Origin of the sequence: Paenibacillus sp. SYP-B3998, assembly GCF_010820665.1 — a bacterium.
GTDB lineage: Bacteria > Bacillota > Bacilli > Paenibacillales > NBRC-103111 > Paenibacillus_E.
On record NZ_JAAIKC010000016.1, the window covers coordinates 37,850 to 59,181 of the forward strand.

Annotated in this window: 15 protein-coding genes and 1 pseudogene; 3 read left to right on the top strand and 13 right to left on the bottom strand. The window is 45.3% G+C overall.

Going from position 1 to position 21,332, the window contains the following annotated elements; genetic code table 11:
- Positions 1-28: 28 nt before the first annotated feature.
- The 9 genes from GK047_RS25580 to GK047_RS25620 all read right to left on the bottom strand — a co-directional run bounded on the left by GK047_RS25580 (position 29) and on the right by GK047_RS25620 (position 9,064).
- Positions 29-1,051: a sensor histidine kinase gene (locus tag GK047_RS25580; RefSeq protein ID WP_240344243.1), complete on the bottom strand. Its 1,023-nt coding sequence runs from the start codon at positions 1,049-1,051 to the stop codon at positions 29-31.
- A 12-nt stretch (positions 1,052-1,063) separates the two neighbouring features.
- Positions 1,064-1,747, bottom strand: coding sequence for a response regulator transcription factor (locus GK047_RS25585; protein ID WP_163953073.1), 684 nt, complete (start codon positions 1,745-1,747; stop codon positions 1,064-1,066).
- 293 nt (positions 1,748-2,040) lie between these two features.
- Positions 2,041-4,134: a serine hydrolase domain-containing protein gene (locus GK047_RS25590; protein WP_163953075.1), complete on the bottom strand. Its 2,094-nt coding sequence runs from the start codon at positions 4,132-4,134 to the stop codon at positions 2,041-2,043.
- An 827-nt stretch (positions 4,135-4,961) separates the two neighbouring features.
- Positions 4,962-5,675, bottom strand: coding sequence for a DUF4386 domain-containing protein (locus GK047_RS25595; protein ID WP_163953077.1), 714 nt, complete (start codon positions 5,673-5,675; stop codon positions 4,962-4,964).
- Between the two features lie 160 nt (positions 5,676-5,835).
- Entirely contained in the window at positions 5,836-6,264 is a 429-nt protein-coding gene (locus tag GK047_RS25600; protein WP_205516982.1) for a hypothetical protein, read from the bottom strand.
- A gap of 22 nt (positions 6,265-6,286) precedes the next feature.
- Positions 6,287-7,195 (bottom strand): NAD(P)-dependent alcohol dehydrogenase, encoded by a 909-nt coding sequence (locus GK047_RS25605; RefSeq protein WP_163953079.1) that lies wholly within the window; start codon positions 7,193-7,195, stop codon positions 6,287-6,289.
- Between the two features lie 57 nt (positions 7,196-7,252).
- Positions 7,253-7,951 carry an ATP-binding cassette domain-containing protein gene (locus GK047_RS25610; RefSeq protein WP_163953081.1) on the bottom strand — a complete coding sequence of 233 codons (699 nt, stop codon included), beginning with the start codon at positions 7,949-7,951 and terminating at the stop codon, positions 7,253-7,255.
- Positions 7,944-8,321: a GntR family transcriptional regulator gene (locus tag GK047_RS25615; protein WP_163953082.1), complete on the bottom strand. Its 378-nt coding sequence runs from the start codon at positions 8,319-8,321 to the stop codon at positions 7,944-7,946. The genes GK047_RS25610 and GK047_RS25615 overlap by 8 nt, the downstream gene beginning before the upstream one ends.
- 2 nt (positions 8,322-8,323) lie before the next feature.
- The gene (locus tag GK047_RS25620) at positions 8,324-9,064 is read right to left on the bottom strand and encodes a hypothetical protein (RefSeq protein ID WP_163953084.1); all 741 of its coding nucleotides are present in this window, start codon (positions 9,062-9,064) and stop codon (positions 8,324-8,326) included.
- Between the two features lie 457 nt (positions 9,065-9,521).
- On the opposite strand from GK047_RS25620, the gene GK047_RS25625 reads away from it, so the two are divergent.
- Entirely contained in the window at positions 9,522-9,737 is a 216-nt protein-coding gene (locus GK047_RS25625) for a hypothetical protein (RefSeq protein ID WP_163953086.1), read from the top strand.
- A gap of 318 nt (positions 9,738-10,055) precedes the next feature.
- On the opposite strand, the gene GK047_RS25630 is transcribed toward GK047_RS25625, so the two are convergent.
- The 3 genes from GK047_RS25630 to GK047_RS25640 form a co-directional block, all read right to left on the bottom strand.
- Positions 10,056-10,367: an SLC5/6 family protein gene (locus GK047_RS25630; RefSeq protein ID WP_163953087.1), complete on the bottom strand. Its 312-nt coding sequence runs from the start codon at positions 10,365-10,367 to the stop codon at positions 10,056-10,058.
- A gap of 80 nt (positions 10,368-10,447) precedes the next feature.
- Complete coding sequence (locus GK047_RS25635) at positions 10,448-10,822, bottom strand: hypothetical protein (protein WP_163953089.1); 375 nt, start codon at positions 10,820-10,822, stop codon at positions 10,448-10,450.
- A gap of 169 nt (positions 10,823-10,991) precedes the next feature.
- Entirely contained in the window at positions 10,992-11,711 is a 720-nt protein-coding gene (locus tag GK047_RS25640; protein WP_163953091.1) for an SDR family NAD(P)-dependent oxidoreductase, read from the bottom strand.
- A 359-nt stretch (positions 11,712-12,070) separates the two neighbouring features.
- Between GK047_RS25640 and GK047_RS25645 the strand changes: the two genes are divergently transcribed.
- Both GK047_RS25645 and GK047_RS30760 read left to right on the top strand, forming a co-directional pair.
- Entirely contained in the window at positions 12,071-13,726 is a 1,656-nt protein-coding gene (locus GK047_RS25645; protein WP_240344245.1) for a family 14 glycosylhydrolase, read from the top strand.
- Between the two features lie 484 nt (positions 13,727-14,210).
- Positions 14,211-14,396, top strand: a pseudogene (locus GK047_RS30760) (IS110 family transposase); the annotation flags it as partial.
- 70 nt (positions 14,397-14,466) lie between these two features.
- Here the strand turns inward: GK047_RS30760 and GK047_RS25650 are convergent.
- Positions 14,467-21,123, bottom strand: a complete 6,657-nt coding sequence (locus tag GK047_RS25650; RefSeq protein ID WP_240344246.1) for a glycoside hydrolase family 3 N-terminal domain-containing protein — start codon at positions 21,121-21,123, stop codon at positions 14,467-14,469.
- Between the last annotated feature and the right edge of the window lie 209 nt (positions 21,124-21,332).

Consider the following 21,332-nt stretch of genomic DNA (forward strand, 5'->3'; position numbering starts at 1 on the left):
CCAGCCATGATTGTCCATTGCAGCATCGTCATGTCCGAACAGATTCGAACGCATTACGTACAGTGAAGGTCATCTCCATCTCCGTTCCTGCGTGCAGCCCCGACTGTACCGTCAAGGAAATCCCGATTTTGAACGCAACATTCCTGGCTAAATAGAGCCCTAGTCCGGTTGCCGCATTTTGCAATCTACCGTTTCCCCCGGTAAATCCTTTGTCGAAAATACGCGGCAAGTCATGCGTGGCGATGCCCGGCCCTTCATCTTTAATCGTTATCCTGACATGACCATCAGGCGTGAGCGTCGTCGACAGAAGTATCATTCCGCCTTCTGGGCTATATTTGACCGCATTCGTCAACAATTGCCGGATGATGAAACGGCACCATTTGCGGTCCGTCCTAACTAAAGCCTCTTCCCCGTCGAACTCGACGGCAATATTTTTCTCCACGCACCAAGAAGCCAGCTCGCGTACTTCCTGAGAAGCAAGCCGCTGAATCCCGGTCTGTTCCAGCACATAATCCGCCTCCAGCGACGGCAAACGTGAGATGTACAGTTGCTGGTCAATGAGCAAATGAATTCGCAGCCATTCAGATTCAATTTTGCACAACGCCGGATTGCCCTTGTTGGCATCGATCGTCAATTTCATCGCGGTCAGCGGCGTCTTCACTTCATGCACCCAGGCAGCAATATAGTCCTGTTCCACAGATTGGGCAACATGGCTATCTGAAAGTTTATGCCAATACCAGTGACCCGCTGCCCGCAAAAGCTGATTAGTTGCTTCTTCGTGATAAAAATAAGTAGGTGGCAATGTTTCAATCCAATCTTCCTCTATTTCTTCAGCCAGATCCGCTAGTAGACGCGCATATTTCGTTTCTTTTCGGAAGCGCCACCCAAGAAAGGCTACCATAGCCAGAATTAGCAGCGAGTTTAAATACAGCATCGAGACAACTTGGATGGCAATGCCATTGTCGATCCAGATCAGCAAATCCACGAATAACAAGGAAAGCAGGTAGAAAACAATCCAGCTTTTCCTGTCATACAAATAACGGAGTAACAAGTCATTTCCCCCTCATAACGTGGCCGCCATATAGCCAAGCCCTTTCTTCGTTACAATGGCTTCTTCCAGCTGGAATACCATCAGCTTTTGGCGTAACCGAGTTATATTCGCTGTTAGCGTATTGTCGTTGACGAAACGTTCATCATCCCACAGCTTGCGGATTAGATCGTGGCGAGATATCACTGTATCCTTCGCCTTAACGAGCACAACGAGTATAAAGAACTCATTCTTGGTTAAAATCACGTCCTGTCCATCCTTGCGGATCAGACCACGCTTCATATCAATCATGGAGCCGTTCCATTCGATAAGATCGGCCGCTTCCTCTCCGTAAGCATACGTCCGGCGAAGAATCGCCTGAATTTGGGCCAGCAGCACATCCATATTGAACGGCTTTTGAATATAATCGTCCGCCCCCATATTCATCGCCATCACCATATCTAGCGGATGATCACGCGATGACAGAAACAGAATCGGTACTTTCGACACCGCCCGAATCTCCCGGCACCAGTGAAAACCGTCATACATCGGGAGCTGGATATCGATGATGACCAGCCCAGGCTGCACTTTAATAAAAGTGTTCATTACATCATCATACCGCTCCGGTCCCGTGACGTGAAACGACCATTGTTCCAATCTCTCCTTCAAGGAACGAAAAATGGCAGCATCGTCTTCGATAATAAAAATGTTCAAATCCATAACGGCCAAACCCCTTCCCGCGATTGCCGCGCTGGTTCGTTTAATACAGCAATCCATTCCTAGCTTTCTTCATCATATCATTACAGGTTGGCATTTCCACCGTTATTTCCACGATAAATGACCAAATTACAATGTTCTTCCGATCATTTCAATCGGTCTGCGCTTGGCAGCCTCCTTGACTTCACTTCAAAAAACAAAAGGGAGAGGCAAAAATCGCCCTCCCGGATCATACTTGTTCAGAGCAGTGTTTTCCTGCTCTTCCTTGTCTCATCAACGATTACATGCCAACTTCCTTATTTCGGAAGCAACATCGTGAATAGCAGCGCTGCCAGCTCCTGCTTGTTCAGCGCCCGTTGCGAACCGTAGTCCATCGTACCGTTCGAATCGGTCACCTCAGGCCCATACAGCTTCCATATCACAGATGAGCTAACGGCTTCGACAGCCCATTCTGACGTGCCGGGCGCGAGCGTAGCCGTGGAATCTGCCACCCGAATCCCCGTTCCCGTCAATAAGCGGAAAACGATAGCGGCGGCTTCTTCTCGGCGGATCAGACGGTCCGGTTCGAACAAGCCGTCTCCCATCCCATTCAATATGCCTGCCTCAACAGCGGCTTGAATATCTCTTCGGTACGGAGAATTTTCAATGTCCTTAAATAACGATGGATTTGCGGATCCAGGAATACTCAATACCTTGTTAAAAGCATGAATGAAGGCTCCACGCGTGACAGATTCCAGAGGTTGAAACGGCTTTGACAGATCATCAGTCAATAAGCCTAGCGATTTCAGGCCGAGAATGTAACTGCCATACGGATGACTGACCGATACATCCGGGAAACCTTCCAGATCATCCGGTATTTTGGCCGCATAACTGAAAAAATTCTCGTAACTCAGATAACTTTTCAGATAACTGATTCGGCCATCGGCATCCTTCTTGAATGCAAGCGGCTTGCCCTGTTCATCCACGAACAGCAGATCGTCGACCTGCTTCAGTTGGTGACGGCTGGAAACATCGCTCACCATAAGGGTGCCATCACCTGCCGTTTCGACTTTGGTCAGTAATTTGATCCGCAAATCGGAATACAAGCCTTCGAACTTGGCGAGTGCCTTCTCGGTCTGCGGCTTAAAGCCCTCCGGGCCAAATGTCGATTTACGACCGGCATAATAATGATCCATAAATGCAGTAAATAAGTCGTTTCGCAAATCCTGATTCGCATTGTAAGAAACGAAGACACCTGTTTTGCGGTCAGGCAGCAGCCACAATAGCGAACTGAAGCCAAGAATATCGCCACCTTTGGAGATTACGTCTTCACCGTTCGTATGGAACGGATCCACAGGCGTTTCAAAACCATAGGTCATATCCGGCAAATCCGGATAGATGGCCACACGGTAGGTCGACATCGCCTTCACTGATTCAGGCGACAGGATTACCGTGCCGTCAGCTGTCCGGCCATTGTTCAAGAAAGCTTTCATAAACAGCGCCATATCGGAGGCTGTCGATACCATGCTGCCTTCCGGCCACTCGCTCGGTGAAAAATCGTACACCGGAATAGCGCCGCCCGCTGCATCGTAAGAAGTTACGAGCCGTCCAGCCAAATCCTTCGTCAAGCTAAAGCTGCTTGACGTCATGCCGAGCGGTCCAAACAGATGCTTTTGTACATAGCTCCCGAAGGGCTCTCCACTTACCTGTTGGACGATGAATCCTAGCAGCCGCGATGCGAAATTATCGTACATATATGACGTTCCGGGCTTGCGAAGGACTGGCGGGAACTGATCGAAGATGCTTTCTTTTAGTGAGATCGGCTTCTGAGAAGCATCAGTCAAATAGCTGGAGTCAGATGGTTCGCGCACTTCGAAACCGGTCGTATGCGTCAACAAATTCTCAATCGTGACCGGTGTATCGAAGGGATTGGTTACTTTGAAACCGTTCAGATACTTTTCAATATTGTCCTGAAGCGAAATTTTCCCTTGATCCACGAGCTGCATAGCGGCAGTCGCCGTGAACACTTTGGAGACGGAAGCGATCCGGAACGTGGATTGGCTTCCATCTACTAATGACTTCGACGTTTGGTCCGTTACGCCATAGCCTTTGGAAACGAGGACTTTCCCGTCTTGAACGACGGATACTATGGCGGCCCCTGCCTTTTGCTTGATGGCATCCTTGGCAAAAAAAGCGTCCAGGAACGCCTCGACTTCCTTGGCATCACGCGGTCCGTTCGTAAAATCTCCCGTACCGGCGTTGCCGAGTGAGGCAAGCTGTTTCCCGGAGGCAAGCGGATTCGATTCAGGCTGTTGCTGCGCGTACACGTTTGCTTCCCCGGCGAGACTCAGCGTCAGCAGAGCAATCAGGACGCCTAGCGTGCGTTGGGTTCGTTTCTTGTTCTTAATCAACTAGAATCCTCTCCTTGCTTTCTATTCATTTGAACTTGGAATAACTGGAACTGTATTCAGACCTGAGACGGGGGTAACCAATCCAAATTGAACAGGCCATTCATACATCCTTATTGTATGGTTTAGATTAGACACTGTCGTTCGATTCTGATGACAATCAAGAGGGGAAATGTTACATTCTTGTCACGTTCGGATGAACTCAAATCATTTTTGGTTGAAAAAATAGGGAGATGAGGCTTTTGTCTCACTCCCTTTGGATATTCAGTGTTAGACTTAACAAGAGTCTACTCTGTTATATTGAGCGTAAAATACTCGTAAAACACTTCTACTCCAATTGCTAATTCCTATATTTTAGTGATTCGTGAAGGTATCATGCCGTTTCAGCTCTATTTGACTTAAGGCTACAAAAAATACAGCGGTAGCTTAGGACATCAAAATAATGTCCTAGTCTACCGCTGATTATTTGGGTTAACGTAATGAATCGAGTTCCTCTCTTGTTTTCTCGTTTTTCTTTAGTTTCAGTAAGAACACATACTTAAATGAGCATCTTCAACAGGCCCATAGACTTGTGTGAGCGAAAAATGACAGTTTGTTTCAGAATTCGTCAGCACAACAATTTTCGAGGTGACCGTCAAGTCATGGGTTTCTTTTATGGCTTCTTCTCTAAACTTCGAAGTACCTCTTGTTCGTGTGCCAAAAACATTCAAATCAACCGTTCTTGTTTATTCACTCTTAACTTCTCAAATTCGCTATCAACCAAAGTGATCCAAATTTTGTCCTGCAATTGCTTTCATTTAGATTCTTCTCTTAAATTAATTGTGTTGTTATTAGCTCGTCGTTTGCATTTTTGCAGACTTAGAAGAGAGCGCAGATAAGTTGAATCCTTTAACTATAAGCCATACCGCTAGAATCATTTCATAAGAGGCTACTGGAATCGCCAAAACGGCTCCCCATGTTGAAAGTTGACGAATGACACCGAACATTACTAACAAAGCGGCAATCAGAATGAGTGTTGCTCCGGTAAGACCCCAGCCTGAGATCACCCGGGGAACGAGTTTTGATTTATACAGTAAATAACTGCCAAGCATCGTATTTACTCCCAGCATGAAATTGGGGCCAAGCAAAAAGGTCCAGTCATGTATGGCTTTTAATAATGTACCTGAAGTTTGAAAAGAGGCTGCATTCGGAGCTCCTGCTTTTACAAATTCCTGACTTAAGGTCAATAGGGATAGTACGCTGATTATACCAACAGTAATAATAACGGCTTCAAGAAACCGGAAGCAAACATACCCAAGAGCTAAGCTTTCATTTTGCTTTCTTAATAATGGAAACAGCGTAATCGAAGTGCCAATAGCTGAACAGACAAGAATTAACTCAAAAACCGCTCCCAGTATCACCTTGTTTGCATGTTCAGAACCTTTAATAAGATAATCGGGATCATTTAGAATAGGGTCATATAAAATAAGACCTATTATCGACGAAACCGTCGCAAGTATAAATAGTACTCCCACAATTATTGCGGTCTTCTTGTGTGTATTCATAGGTTTGTCTCCTTATTGAATTCATGTCTTCACAGTTATGACTACATTTCCTTTTTTGTGTCCTTTCTCGACATACCTATGAGCCTCGGGAATTTGATTTCTTTTAATCCCCACATTCGGCTGATCAGAGGCGGCCACGGGCTGCGCTGTCCATCTTCCCTCAGCGCCACCGATCTCCGCGATTCTTCACGTAGTGCGCAAACACAAAGCGCCAAGGGATGACGAAAGGAAAAATCACGACTATCAAGCATTCTAAGGCTATCGCCAAGGTTGACTCGTCCATTTGACCGGAGGTCCACAGTGGGAGCGCAACGACAATCATCCAGATCGTCTTCCACACCAATTCCCACAGAAGCAAAGGCAGCATCTGCAGCGGATACCGCAGCCCCAGTACTGACAGAGCCGAAAAGGCGGCCAGCATGCAGGCGACCACTCCTTCCATCAGTTCCCACGGCTTTTCGTGGTGGATGACTCCAGGCCATACCACGATACCGAGCCCCACGACAATAAGAAGGTACAGCGCTCTCAGCAAATAAAGACGAAACAACGAGACCTCCACAATTATTGCTGTTTTCGTGTTAATATTCATTTGTTTATCTCCTTTTTTGAATTCACGTCCTCACAGTTATAACTACATTTCCCTTTTTGTGTCCTTTTTCGACATACCTATGAGCCTCGGGAATTTGTTCTAACGGATAGGATCTATCGATGACCGGTTTTATGTTTTCTCCCTCAATAAGCTCCTTCAGAAAAACTAGATATTCAACAAGATCCTTCCGTGACATATCCACACTCACATAGGTTCCGTTCGAGCGAAGCGCTTTCTTGCATGTTGATTTTGTAATTTTCGATATTTTTTTCCCAACAGCATCAAAAATTAAATCATAACGTTCTCCACTCGCTGTAAAATCCTGTTTCGTATAATCAATTACCCTATCGGCTCCTATAGATTGCACCATTTCAAGATTTGTGGTACTGCATACCCCTGTTACATCCGCCCCATAATATTTGGCAAGCTGTATCGCATAAGTACCTACACTTCCAGAAGCCCCATAAACAAGAACCTTCATTCCACTTGCGATATTTCCTTTTTTAAGAGCATTCAAAGCGGTTATGCCCCCAATTGGAACAGCTGCAGCCTGCTCATACGTCAGATTGGTCGGTTTTATAGCCACCATGCCATCTTCAAGCAGACATTTGTACTCGGCATATGCACCAAAGCCAATACCACAGAAAGCAAAAACTTGATCACCTTCCTTAAATCGTTTTACATCTTTGCCTACTGCTTCAACTTCCCCAGCTAACTCAAACCCTAGTACCGTTACTCTTTTTGGCCTAATCAAGCCATTGTAAAGTCTTGCAACGAATGGGTCAGCCTTTCGCATGCGCCAGTCCCCTGCTGTTACCGTTGTCGCATAGTTTTTCACCAGTATTTCATTGTCCTTGGGTGTAGGTTTTTCTAACTCTTTCAGATGAAGAACATCCGGTGATCCGTAATTGGTGTATACAATTGCTCTCATATTCTAACCTCCCAATAATTACCATTATAATGAGCAGACCAGCCCAGATAACCCTGATTAGACATAATTCTTCTTCATCCAATCCGTGATACTAAGACCCTCTGATTCATGTAATTCATCCATATCAGCCATTCTAAGTAAAGATCCGTCTTTGATCGCAATGAAGCAGTCCAGTAAGGATTCAATTTCCGCAATTTCATGGCTTGTCATGATGAGTGTCTGAGATTCCAAGTCAACATAAGAAATCATTCCTTTAACGATAGATTCACGCACCATGGGGTCAAGTCCGGACAACGGTTCATCCATTAGAATGTAGGGTACTTCTCTAGCCAAAGTAAGCATGATTTTTAAGCGACCACGTTTTCCTTTCGAGAGATTTTTTATTTTCATATGAGGCTCCAGCTGCATAAACTTCATGATTTCTTCCGCTTTAGCCATGTTAAAGTCCGTATATTGGGAAGCCTGGAAATCCATCGCTTCACGTACTGTGTATATGGAATAAAAAGAACCAACCTCCGATAAATAAGAAACCACTTTGCTGATTCTTCGATTGGCAGTCTCTCCATTTACGGTTACCCTCCCACTCGTAGGAAGCGACAGTCCGGAAATAAGTCTCAATAGCGTTGACTTCCCACTGCCATTCTCACCCACAATGCCAATGATTTTACCTACGGGCAAAGTGAATGAAATGTTATTGAGCGCGGACTGTTTAACATATTTCTTGGAAACATTCGTCAATTGAATCAAATTACTCATCTCCTTTATCAAATTTGCTCAAGTGATCCTGTAGCCCTGAAATGATTTCATAAGAGCTGAACCCCATTTCCTGCATGACTTGAACAAACGATAGGATCTGCTCATTTTTTAAATTTTCACGTTGTTGAACCAAGCGTTCCTCTTGTTCCGTAACAAACGTACCTTGACCTCTTTTCGTTTCCAGAATACCCTCTCGCTCCAACTCACTGTACGTACGCTGAATTGTGTTTGGATTAACACTGTATTTGATCCCCATTTCTCGGACAGAAGGAAGCTTCTCACCTGCTTTCAATTCTTTGCTTACAATCTGTCGATTGATTCGATCCGCTAGTTGCAGATAAATGGGCTTTGAAGCATTAAATTCTTCCATTCTTACACCTCAACTTTGTTATCAACGATCCACGCGCTCAGGAAGAATAGTCCAATGATAAAAATGAAGGTATACAAATATTCTCCTGTATATGTTTGTATTGGCTGTATTGAAAAAGAAGGAAAATCATAGGTAATACTTCCCCATTTCGTTACTAAACTATACAGTTTAGTGGTTTCGAATAGGGCAGTTATCCAACTAGGTATAATAACAGCCCCAATAACGACTAACCAGCTCCAACGCCCGATTGCAAATTTAAGGGATTGGTAAAGCGCCCAAAGAAATAACACCCAAACGCCAATTATGATAGAAATTATAAGAATATGAAGAAATATTAATAATCCCGATATCCAAGCATCCGTCCAATACGCTTCAATTAAGTTAAACTTGGGTATGATCAGCAATCCAGACATCACATATAACATCAATAATGAAATAATGAGCATCATCAGCCCGTTCACTATCTTACTAATTAACAATGTAGAGGCTGGCCCAGGATTATGCAGCCATAAATGTAGCTGGTTTGCCTCTATTTTCAAACTGATAAATACAATAATCGGAACATATAAAACATGCAAAACAATAGCAACTGCTAAGGGTAAGAAAATAAGTAATGTATGATCTGCTTGCCTCCCCATATATAACGTCAACATGGCAATCAATAAATTAATGACAAGTCCTACGAAAAACACAGTTCTTGTTAATTTAAAATCTTTTTTTAATAAAGCTACCCATGCCCTCATCCAAATCTCTCCTTCTTAATGAAACTAAGCAATTAAATTATTGTATTAATGTAATAGTACACTAATAAGCTATACCAAGTAAATAGACAATAAAAAAGAAGCAAGAAGGAACATCTTCTTTACTTCCTGAGTCCGTATTAATACTAAGAGACAATCCTCAATTGATTCTTCTTGTACTTTTATAGTCATTTCATATCCCCAACGACTCCATTCACCAAATGCTTCCTCATCAGTATAAGTCGGGAATGAGATAATTTTCTTGTCACCCAACAGTTTTGTCGGATGGCAAAAACATTATCCGATTAATGACAAGAGCATTGTCCGAATCATCGGCCATCCCCCTTCCACCTCTCATAATAAAAATGGGTTTCACTCAAGTATATTTCTGGCTGAATAATTCAGTGAAATCTTGGAAAAATTAAGATTGCCTAAATAATCACAAATTGGAGGTGTATCTATGTCTGACCAACAATCCGAACAGCAAGATGCAGTAACAGCGGCTCATAATGCCGTAGCTGATGCATTAAGCGAATTGAATCAAGCACAATCGGTTAGTAATCATCGACGACAATCTATACAGAATGCGCACGAACAACTTGACCAAGCCCATGCACAATTAGCAGAAGCACGGACGGCACAATCTGGTAGTACTGATGAAGATAGCCTCACGTAAATAAGGGGTAGACTCAGATACATGATTACATGCAAAAAGCCTCGAGAACTGGGGCTTTTCTTATTTCTCTATGACCTTCTCCATAGGCTGTCTAAAATAAGGTGCTAAATTCAGGGCCTAAAGTGTATTCAATAATTTCAAGCCATAATTAAACAAACCTGCCCATTCGTTTAACGAGGCTGCCAATTAATCTAGCGGCAGCCTCGTTCTTTGTATTGTTTTCGGATCCGTTCGCTGTCCAGCATTTAGGATCCATCATGGCCGTACCTCATTCACGCAATTAACTTTTTACTATACAACACGAATTTCATTGACTTTTCATTGTTTCTGTTCCTTTCTAGCGAGATGAAACAGCCATCCGTAGATCCAAAGGAAAATGGGGAATACAAAAGAGATATACAAACCTATCTTCCCAGACCATTTGGCCATTTGAGCTACTTCAGAAGAAGAAGGGAGGAAAAAGAATGACAATAATATCCATAGGCACATGAGTATTCGTAAAACATTTCGATGATCCTGCTTGCCGCATAATTGACTTGCTCCCAGCACAGCTGTGTAGAGGTAGGGAATGATCGTCATAAATAGCATAAACAAATAAAAGGAAAGAAAAGTGATTTCCAATCTGTACATGACTAATATGTAGAACCCCTTATTTTTAACTATCGTTTCCGTTAACGTAACGTGCTTCAATGAACTATCCTCGGTCTGTTTTATGGTTTGAGCCATGAAACTTCATATCCCATCTTACCGATAATATCGATTCCATCTTGGAATTCTATTTTGTTTTCTCCTGTCCATCCATTTTCTAATCCATACAGAATGAATTCTCTAATCGTTCTTGGATAATTTATATTAAAAAATTCCTTATTGTTGGTTTCTTTATTCTTCAAGGAAACACCCACTAATAGCGGGCTCCCTGTAATCGGATCGTCCCATGTAAAAAACTGAAATGTGCACGTTAAATTTTTAAAACCCTCTAAGGATACCTTTAAAGAAATGTTACTCGAATGGTTATTATACTTTTGGTTAATCACATACAAGTATTCCTTATCACCAACAATAATTTTTCTTGTCTTTTTCTTCATGATTTTAGCACCGCACATGTCACAAATCTGACATATTAATTAAATTTATTTGTTTATAATTTTGTTTCTATAATCACGTTATCCTTCCCGTTAGCTGAGAAAGCCGCCGATCGTTTGATATCGGCATCCTTCACTTGATGTATTGAACTAAAGTTCACCATTAGCACAATCATACATTCGTATCAAGCATCGCTGGAATATTTATTTCTTTCACACAAGACGCCTTGGATAGATTCATGACGCACTTAACTAATGAAACGATATCCTGAAGGGGAATCTGTGTGCCATTATAAGCCGATAAGACTTTCTCTATTCCGTCTTCATAAGGAATTTGGGTTGCAATTTCACCTGGATTTATACATGTTACACCTATTCCATAATTCTTTACATGTTCCCGTAAAGAATTGCAAATACCACGCAATCCGAATTTTGAAGCCACAAATGAAATTTGTGTAAAATCATTATTTTCAAGGCCTGCCGTAGATCCGATTAAAAAAATTTTTGCGTTATCTGATTGTTTTAGATTCGGTAACAGCTTTTGGATACAAGTAATTGCAGATGTTACATTTACATTAATAATTTTTGCAATTTCGTCTGGACCATCTTTCTCAAAATCATAGTCATCCCTAAATCCCTTGTTCTCCCAGATCCCAACATTATATATTAATACATCTACGGTGACGCCATTTAATGTGTTCGCGATCCTGTTGCTTGCATCAGATAACGATAAGTCAGCTTCTATCCAATATCTTTGGACACCATCGTTAAGTTTTAAACTCTCCGGGCGACTTCTGGAAACCATCCATACGTTATCACCCGTTTCGGGCAACCCTTTGACAAATGCCTCACCTAATCCTTTACTCGCCCCGAAGATAATAAAGTTTTTCATATTTTTCTCCCTTGCTTTTTTTCCATTATCTTAATTAGTCTTTTCTACTTTGTAAAGACAGGGCTACCGATATTGGAAGGATAATTGCGTTATTCTGCTCGTTATCCGAGCAAATACTTTATTACTCTGCGGAGATAAAAAGAATGGGGTTGCACATAGGGCTAACACAATATCAGACAATAAAATCCACCTTACACAACAATAATTTCCATCGCCATAACATGAGCAAATTTTTATAATTATTTTAGTAAGCGTTTACAATTTTGTGTCCAAGGGAGTGATTGTCTGTCTTCCAACAGAGATTTACGATTGACCTGAAGAAAACGGTTCTGATCTCCCAAACCTAAGGAGGTATTATCATGTTTCAAGCCATGAAATCATTAGTTAACCGAATTCGTAAGTATGCAGCCGTTTCACTCGCTGTTATCCTTGCAGTTTCCCTCGTTTTTCCGGCACCTCAAGCCGAAGCATCCAGTATTCGCAGTGATTACAAGGCTTATGCGATGGCTCCGCTTACCAAGATAACGGATTGGAATGCATTCCGCAACCAACTGACAGCACTGAAGAATAACAATATTTATGCCCTCACAACCGACGTCTGGTGGGGTGACGTTGAGCAGGGCGGCGATAACGTATTTGACTGGTCTTATTACAAAACTTATGCCGATACGGTGCGTGCTGCGGGCCTGAAGTGGATTCCGATAATCTCCACGCATCAATGCGGGGGCAACGTCGGTGACGACTGCAATATTAAACTGCCTTCCTGGCTCTGGAACAAGGGCACTCAAGACCAGATGACGATGCGCAGTGAAACCGGCTATTACGATTACGAAACCTTGTCTCCCTGGTGGACAGGAACATCGACTCAATATGATGAGCTCTATGCCTCCTTTGCAACGAATTTCAGCGGCTACAAGGATATTATCGCCAAAATCTACCTCTCCGGAGGCCCGGCGGGTGAGCTTCGATTCCCATCCTATAATACGGCCGATGGCTGGAACTACCCGGGGCGCGGCAAGCTGCAGGCGTACACCGATACGGCAAAGCAAGATTTCCAGAATGGCATGAAAACTAAATACGGCACCATCTCCGCTCTCAACAGCGCTTGGGGAACGAGCCTAACCGCTTTCTCTCAGGTAAATCCGCCAAGCGATGGTGATAATTTTTTCATCAACGGCGTAAAGTCCACGTATGGTAAAGACTTCATGACTTGGTATCAGGGTGTGTTGGAGAAGCATCTGAAGGCCATTGCTGCTAAAGCGCACAGCCGTTTCGATTCCGTCTTCGGTGTTCCGCTCGGTGCGAAGGTGGCCGGGATTCATTGGCAGATGAACAGCTCTTCCATGCCGCATGCAGCTGAATTAGGGGCAGGATACTACAACTACAGCACGCTGTTGGACGAGTTTAAGAGATCAAATCTCGATCTGACCTTTACCTGCTTGGAAATGACCGATAGCCAAGCTTATACAAGCCCTTATTATTCCGCCCCGAAATCGTTAGTCATTCAAGTAGCGAACCTGGCGAACCAGAAGGGCATTCGCATCAATGGAGAGAACGCACTGCCGATCAGTGACGGAAGCGGCTATCAGAATGTGGCCGAAATGCTGTTTAACTACAATTCCGGCGGTTTCACTCTGCTTCGGATGTCCAGCCTCGTCAATGCGGACGGCTCAAAGACCGGCTTGATGGATGTTTACCGGGATGCGATTGCGATGACTCCGATTCCAGTCACCTTTATTGTGAAGAACGCGCCAACCGTATCCGGGGACAGCGTATATGTGACGGGAAGCCGCTGGGAAATGGGTAACTGGACAACCGGTGTTTATCCTCTCAAGCTGACGTACAGCAACTCCACGGCGGACTGGCGAGGCACAGCTTACATTGGAGCTTCCCGCTATTATGAATTCAAAGCCATGATTAAGGATGGCGGAGGCAATCTCAAAAGCTGGGAGCCTGGAGCCAACAATACGTGGTCGACGCCCACGGCAGGAACGAGCTATACAATAACTTGGTAATTTCCGGTATGAAATAAGAGAAGTAGAAATTGAATTAGATTAAACTGGTTGCCAAAAGGTCTGTTCCTTGAGTTTAGGATAAGATTAAAAGATAAACTGCGATGCAAGGGCTATTCTTGTAATCGCAGTTTTTTCAATTTGGTCCTAGAACTGTAGGAGCTTACTTTATATGATGTAGCGCTTAGATCAATCAATTTAGGGCTCTGGATAGAGAACTACATGCTATACGCGTATGTGCTTTAATTAATAATTGGAAATCATGTATGGAGGACGTATCCCAAGCAAAGGCTCAGGTGCGTTCTTTTATTGACGGATAGGATAGTTCCAACTGATTAACATCTGGTGACAGAAGGTCATGGAGAACCTGGAATGACGGTTCTGCTCTCCAGAAGAGCATCAAAAGTTTGCTTGATTTCTTTAGGAAACACATTTCCGACCATACTGGACAGGCCATTACATCCACCTATTATAATATTCCCCATTCTATGTGGGTATAGATATTGGTTCTGACTTTCATCTTGCTGCGTGCATTCCGTTTGAAAAGTTCCGCAGTGAGAAGGAATGGAAGCGCACCAAGACAATGAAGTGGTATAAACCTCATGATTTTTTTATATTGCTGGAACCGACCGGCGGACATTATTCATACTTGATCATAAAGGTAAAACAAAACACCTTCATCCCTTTGGTTTCGTTGAACCAAGAAAATGACGGTGTTTTGTTTTATCTACTATGATTGCGGGCTAAGCTTGAAAAAACAGTCTGAAGATCATAGTTGCAGCCTGCGCTCTGGAAGCATGGTCCTTTGGTGCGAAGCTTCCATCTTCTATGCCGTTGATAATTCCAGCATTTTTAATGGCATCAACTGCCGCTTTTGCATAGGAAGCAATCTGAGGCTGATCAGTGAAGGCAGCGGAAAGTTGGCCGGACGCAAGCGTTAGGTTCAATTGCTGACTGATCCGGTAAACCATTACCACCATATCCTCGCGAGTAATGTTGTCGTTCACACCAAAGGTGCCGTCATCCTTGCCGTTTACGATACCAAGCTTCTGCGCACTTGCTATTGCATTCGTGTACCACTCCCCTTCATGGACATCGGTGAACGTTGTTACAGCTGTCACATCAGCAAGATCAAAGGTATCAATCAACATCTTGATAAATTCTGCGCGTGTCACTTCGCCAGTGGGATTGAACCAGCCATTGCCCGTTCCGTTAATTGCGCCCCTTGCAGCTAGCGCTTGAATACTATCCTCAGCCCACGGCGCTACGGATGTATCGGTAAAGGAGGCATGAGAATAGGCAGCCGCATACTGACTAAAGTGCTTTGCCTTAAATTCAACATTGCCTGTTGCCGGGTTATATTTACCGTTCTTCACAACTTCGAGCTTACCAGTATCGTCAATGCAATAAATGATGATGTTGTTCGGCTTTTCTCCTGCTTTCATTTTGTATGGGATACCTACTTGCACGCCACTTCCGTTAAAGCTGCTGACCTTCTTTCCGTCAATGCGAAGACTGAAGTCATACACCATTCTTCCATTCAACTGCTCCTGAACGGTTGCCAACAGATTGGCTGTGTCTACCGCTTCCACAGAAAGCTGGATGATGGATGCAGCAGTTCCGCCATTTTTGCTAACCAGATCAGGATTGATCGTAACGGTTGCTAAGCCTGTTTCTAGTTGAATGGCTTTTATGCTGCTGTCTGCCAAAATATCCTGCACTGGAATGTCCAATCTCACTTGCTTTGTACCGGTAGCCGCATTCACGACAATTGTAATTTTGTGATCTATCGCACTATGTAGTGCCGCTTTAATGTCTTCTGGCTTCACCGTTGCCGAAGCCATGCCGTTCGCGTCCGTTATCGGTTGAACGATAACTTTGCCAGAATCAGACGTCGTAGTTGACGTGCTCGGTGTGCTTGGCGAGCTGGTTCTTGGCGTCGGATCGTCTCCGCCTCCCGCGGCTTTCGTTACCACGATAACCGCTGTAGCTTCCTTGCCTCCATCAACTGTCGTAACTTTAATCGTCGCTGTTCCCACAGCAATAGCCGTTACTTTACCTGAGCTATCAACCGTTGCAATGCCTGTGTCACTCGAGGTCCAAGTCACCTCTTCATTGCTGACAAATTCCGGTTGGAACTTAGTTTTCAATACACCTACCGAGCCTACTTTCAAAGGAAGTTCAGTTGGGTCCAGTGATATGCCGGTTACCGCTACATACGCGCCAGGAGCCGAGAAAAACGTGACAAAACTGTCAATCATACCCTCTTTACTCGTCATTGCACGAATCACCTTAGCCGATGTGACGCCGATTGGCGAGGTATAAGCTGCGCTATTCTTCGTCGGCAGCGAGCCATCCGTCGTGTAGTAAATCGTTGCCCCTTCAATATCAGTTATCAATGCAACAGATTTTGTAGTTGCTTTAACAAGAGGAGCCTTAGCCTTCTGCATCACAACCACAGGAGTGCCTCCCGGTTCAATAGACAAAGCGTCGAAGTTAAATCCGTCGCCATTATCAATAATACGGAGTGTTTGAACGCCTGCATCCAATTTGACGACGACTGAGGCTTCCTGATAGGTACCCCAGGATCCTGTAGTCGGCATGGACGCGGAACCTTTGAGCGCTCCGTTTGACAATATCGAAGCGGAAACACCGCCTTGTGGCGTAGCATATTGGAGATGCACTTTGTAATAGCCTTTCTGCGGCACATTAATGAGATAATCAAATGTGGATCCTGCAGTCGTGTACCCAAGATTATTCATACCGCTTCCGTACTGTATCACCTGTTGGCTTGCTGCTACAAACTTCTCGGCCTCAACCTTGATGACACCGTCGCTTCCCGCTGCTTGAGTAGTCACGGGTTCAAAAGCAATGTTTTGCATATCAAACGAGCCGCTGTTTCCTTGAATACGAATGATTTGTTCACCTGCCTGCAGCTGCACAGAAAGCCGCGCACCCGCCCAAGCTGTTGAACCATACAAATTCGGAATGGTATAGGAGCCTAGGGTGCTGAGATTTTCAGACTGCAAGAGGAATCCGCCGCCGTTCGGTGAGGCTACATTCAGAGTAACTGCATATTTGCCTGAGGCAGGCACGTTAATCTTAAATTCAGCCCAAGCTCCTGTATGAATACCGGTTAGTTTGGCATTTGAAGTATCAGCACCATGGATGGCTACCCCTGATAATTGATAGTAGTCGTTAGCCGTTATTGGGCCAGGCAAAATATCAGTAGCAATCGTTTTGTGCCCCGTCCCCATCAGCATGATACTACCCATCAGTGTCTGACTAGCTTCCGTATTCGAGTACGTCGATGCCGTAACCGTCAACGGCGTATTCACGTAATACGGCTTCGTTGGATCCCACCGCAATTGAACATTGGCTTGAGCCGGACCCGCATAGGTTACGTCACCTAACGTAATCCCCATGGCGGCCGCTTCAACGCCAAGCGCAATGGTGCCAAGCTTCGTTCCATACGTCATTCCTGTTACAGTGAGGGATATCTCCTTATTATTCACATTGTAAGGCAGAGATTGCGGAGCGACAGTCATTACTACTGGATCCTTCTGTCCTAGCACTATGCGATCCCACTTGTACGTAATGACGGATTTCGCTGGAATTTGAGCAGCCACTTGTGTGCCATCGCTTACGAGTTTGAACGTTTGCGTGATATCGGTCTGATTGACGACAACGGAAACAATGGTTTTCTTGTCCGGGCTCATGAAGGAAACGTTCGTTACGTGATCCTTTGACCCATAATTGCTGTCGATCCGGATGTAGTCCGGCTTTACAAACTTCGAGTAGTTGCCCAGCGTGTAATATTCCGGCGTCAGCCAATAATGATCTGGATTACTGGAATCTTTGATGATCATCGTTGGATCCGGTGTACCGACCCATTGATGGGTGGCGATATCACTGTCGAGCATAACAACCCAGGAATTATAGCTCTTAGCCCAGTTGCGGAAATATTGCGCCATTCGGTCTGCACCCGCAGTACCCCAAACAGCTCGTTCTGTCAGATATATATTCTCGGTTGGATACAGATCATGCAGTTGCGACATCATCGAGGGGTCGCCGCCGTAGTCGTGGAAAGCCGTACCGTCAATAGCGTCACGATTAGCTGCATCGGCCAACATCGGCGCCGGATAATTCATCGTATCGCTGAAGTTATGGTCGAAGATCCAAATCTTCACATCGAGACCAGCCACAATTAATTTCTGATGCAGCAGCTTGCTAAGCTCGGCTTCCTGCTGCCAAGGCATTTTGGTGCTCGGATACTCAATCTCTAGAAGCGGTTCGTTCTGCAGCGTCATAGCTGAAATGTTGATACCCTGCTCTTTGTAAGCTTGAATAAATTTAACATAATAATCCGCCAAAACAGGCAGATATTCGTCTTTCACCGAGCCTTTGATCATACTGTCCGTCGTTTTCATCCAGCCTGGAGGACTCCATGGTGATGCGAAGAACTTCATGTCCGGATTGATAGCTATGATTTTCTTAAGTACTGGAATGATGCCATAATCGATATCTTTTTGAATGGAGAAATGCGCTAGGTTGGGATCGGTTTGACCAGTCGGCATGTCGTCATACGAATAAAATTTCCGGGAAGTAAAATCCGCCGTACCAATTGTAAGACGCGTCATGCTCATCCCGATGCCATTCGCATTGCTGACCAGTTTGGTCAACAGCTCGTTTTGCTTAGCATCCGACATCTTCGTTATATTGAAAATCGTCGATTCCTCCATCGAGGAACCCATACCGGTAATCGTTTGATACTGTTTGTTCGGGTCAATGTTGATGGTCGTCGCATAGACGTCGTTGCCTACGCTTGTCAGATCAAGATTCGCTTGTGGTGTCAGCTGTTTAAGTTCATCGCCAGGTTGCCATTGCGGAGCATAATACCACAACATGCTTTGGCTGCTGCGTTCGCTCGAAAGCCAACTCTGTACCTTGCCCTGACCACCCAAAACTGGATTCTGCGGGATAATTGCTCCACCGCTGTTTCCGCCCTGTTCGGGCGCAGGACCAAAGCCTGTGGAACCGAACCAGTTGAAGTTCAGGCCGCCACTCGTAAACTGCAGTTTGATCTTTTGCACGCCTGCTGACAAATCAACACCCTTGACCGTTGCTGTCTTCCAGGTTTGCCAGCCGCCGGTATAGCCGACTCCCTTCAGTTCTCCAAGTGCATGGCCGCCAGCATCCGAGATGAGCATGCCAGAGTTCGTGCTACCAGCGTCCCCTCCTGCATAGCGGAAGTCTACATCATAGGTTCCGTTAGCCGGAACATCAATCAAATATTCGAGCCAAGCGCCAGCGGAGGTATAGCCGATATTCTGCCCGCCGCCCGTGTCAGACGTATTCTCACTTTTTAAACCATCCGATTTAGCTGTGTAGTTCTCTGCTTCAACTTTAACGTAGGGATCCTTTTGCCCAGGCTTGTCGGGCATGATGGGGAGTGTTGGGGTTCCCTCCGCTTTCGTCAGTCCATAACCATAATGAAACAACACATATTTCGGATCCAGGTTGGATTGTCCTGCTATCGGATTCGTATAAGCTTCCGTATAAAACGGCCAACGAACCGGTAACTTGCCAGTGAAGTCCATGTTACCGAACAATACGTCAGCAACGCCTGCACCCTCCGTACCGGGCAGCCAAGCCTCCACAAGTCCTGTCCAATCATTCAAACGGTCGCCGATCATAAGCGGGCGTCCGGAAACAAGGACAACGATCGTCGGTACGCCGGATGCCTTGATATTGTCCAGTGTGGACAGGTCTTCCGAATCAAGCTTCAGCTTGTTCAATCCGTCACCGTTGCTTTCAGCATAAGGCGTTTCGCCGATGAAGACGATCGCGACATCGTTACCTTCCGCACCCCGGCCGTGCTTGTTGTACGTGACGTTCTTCGTGCTGCCAACCACCTGCTGAATACCTTGCAGGATCGTTGTTCCGGTTGTCGTGTTGCCCTTAGCTCCCTGCCATGTGATGGACCACCCGCCAGATTGCAGGCCGATATCTGTGGCACTCTTACCCGCCACAAAGATCTTATTCATCCCGGACAGCTGCGAGAGAATCGGAGAGCCGTTCACCTTGTCGTTCTTCAACAAGACAAGAGACTCGCTGACTGCCTTGCGAGCCAGCGCGCGGTGTTCTGTAGAGCCGAACGTTCCAGCCAGCTTGTTATCCGTCATCGGGTGTTCGAATACACCTGATTCGAACTTGACGCGCAGAATGCGGGTAACCGCGTCGTCTATACGCTCCTGTTTGATTCCACCCTCGGCAACCAATGCTTTCAGATTCGTGATCGTCGTTTTCCATTCCGTAGCCATCATCATCATATCTACGCCCGCATTAACCGCAACGCGAATCTGATTTTTCAAGCCGCTAACAGCCTTGCCGTCCCAGTCCTTCGTAATCTGCTGCACCGCATTATAGTCAGAAATTACAAAGCCGGTGAAACCCAGTTGTCCCTCAGCGGTGCCTTTGAGTACATCGGTTAACAGACGCTTATTGGCATGCATTTTCAAACCTTGAATACTGCTATAGGAAGCCATGACGGTCCGAGCGCCAGCGTCAACCGCCGCTTTGTATATTGGCAAATCCAACGCTGTAACCTGCGCTTCTGTCATATCTGTTACATTGCCTTGGTTCGCTCCGCCTTCCGTTAATCCTTCGCCGAAGAAATGCTTCGCCGTAGCGATCACGCGGTCTGCACGTTTCAGCTGATCCCTTGTTTCGCCCTGAAGTCCTTTAATGAAGGCCGCTCCCATCTTACCAACAAGCTCCTGATTGTCGCTGAAGCCTTCGTAGGTGCGCCCCCATTGAATATTTTGCGGATCCGCGATTGTCGGGGAGAACGCCCAATGGGTTCCAGCGGCTTTGATTTCCTGTGCAGCCGCTGCGCCAATTTGCTGGACAAGCGCTGTGTCACGCGACGCACCTAGACCAATATTATGCGGGAAGAGCGTTGCACCAAGCAGGTTGCTGTTGCCGTGAATAGCGTCAACCCCATATAGGATGGGAATGCCTAGGCGTGTAGACAGTGCTCCCGATTGGTAAGAATCGACAAGTGAAGCCCAATTCTCGCGGGTGCTGTCCGATTGCTTGCCATTCGGGAACGAACCGCCTCCGCTGAGTACAGACCCCAAGTAGTAATTCTGTACATCGTCGGGTGTGACGGATGCCCGCTCAGCCTGTACCATTTGACCAACCTTTTCGTCCAATGACATTTTGGAGAGCAGATCGCTGACTCGCTCCTCCACCGGTTTCGAACTATTCCAGTAGGAGGCAAGCTCCGGTGGAGTTAGATTGTTCGTATCATTGGCTAATGCCGCTATTCCGGATAATGATGAGCTGATCATAATTCCTGCTGACAGCAAAGATAACTTGCTTTTCCACATTCTCATAAATTTCCTCCTTAATTCGAGCTTGCCTTGACCTACTGAACGATCCGAATTATTCGTAAAAAAAGAAAAGGTAATCTTTTCACCAATCCACCTTCTTGAATCTAAATTTGTCATTTTTTTGCTTCCTTGATCTCATTGTAAGTGAGCGGATGCGAAATTGTTAGGCACGGTTTTTCAGGTAATGTTATCTATTTTTTAGGTTTTACTTT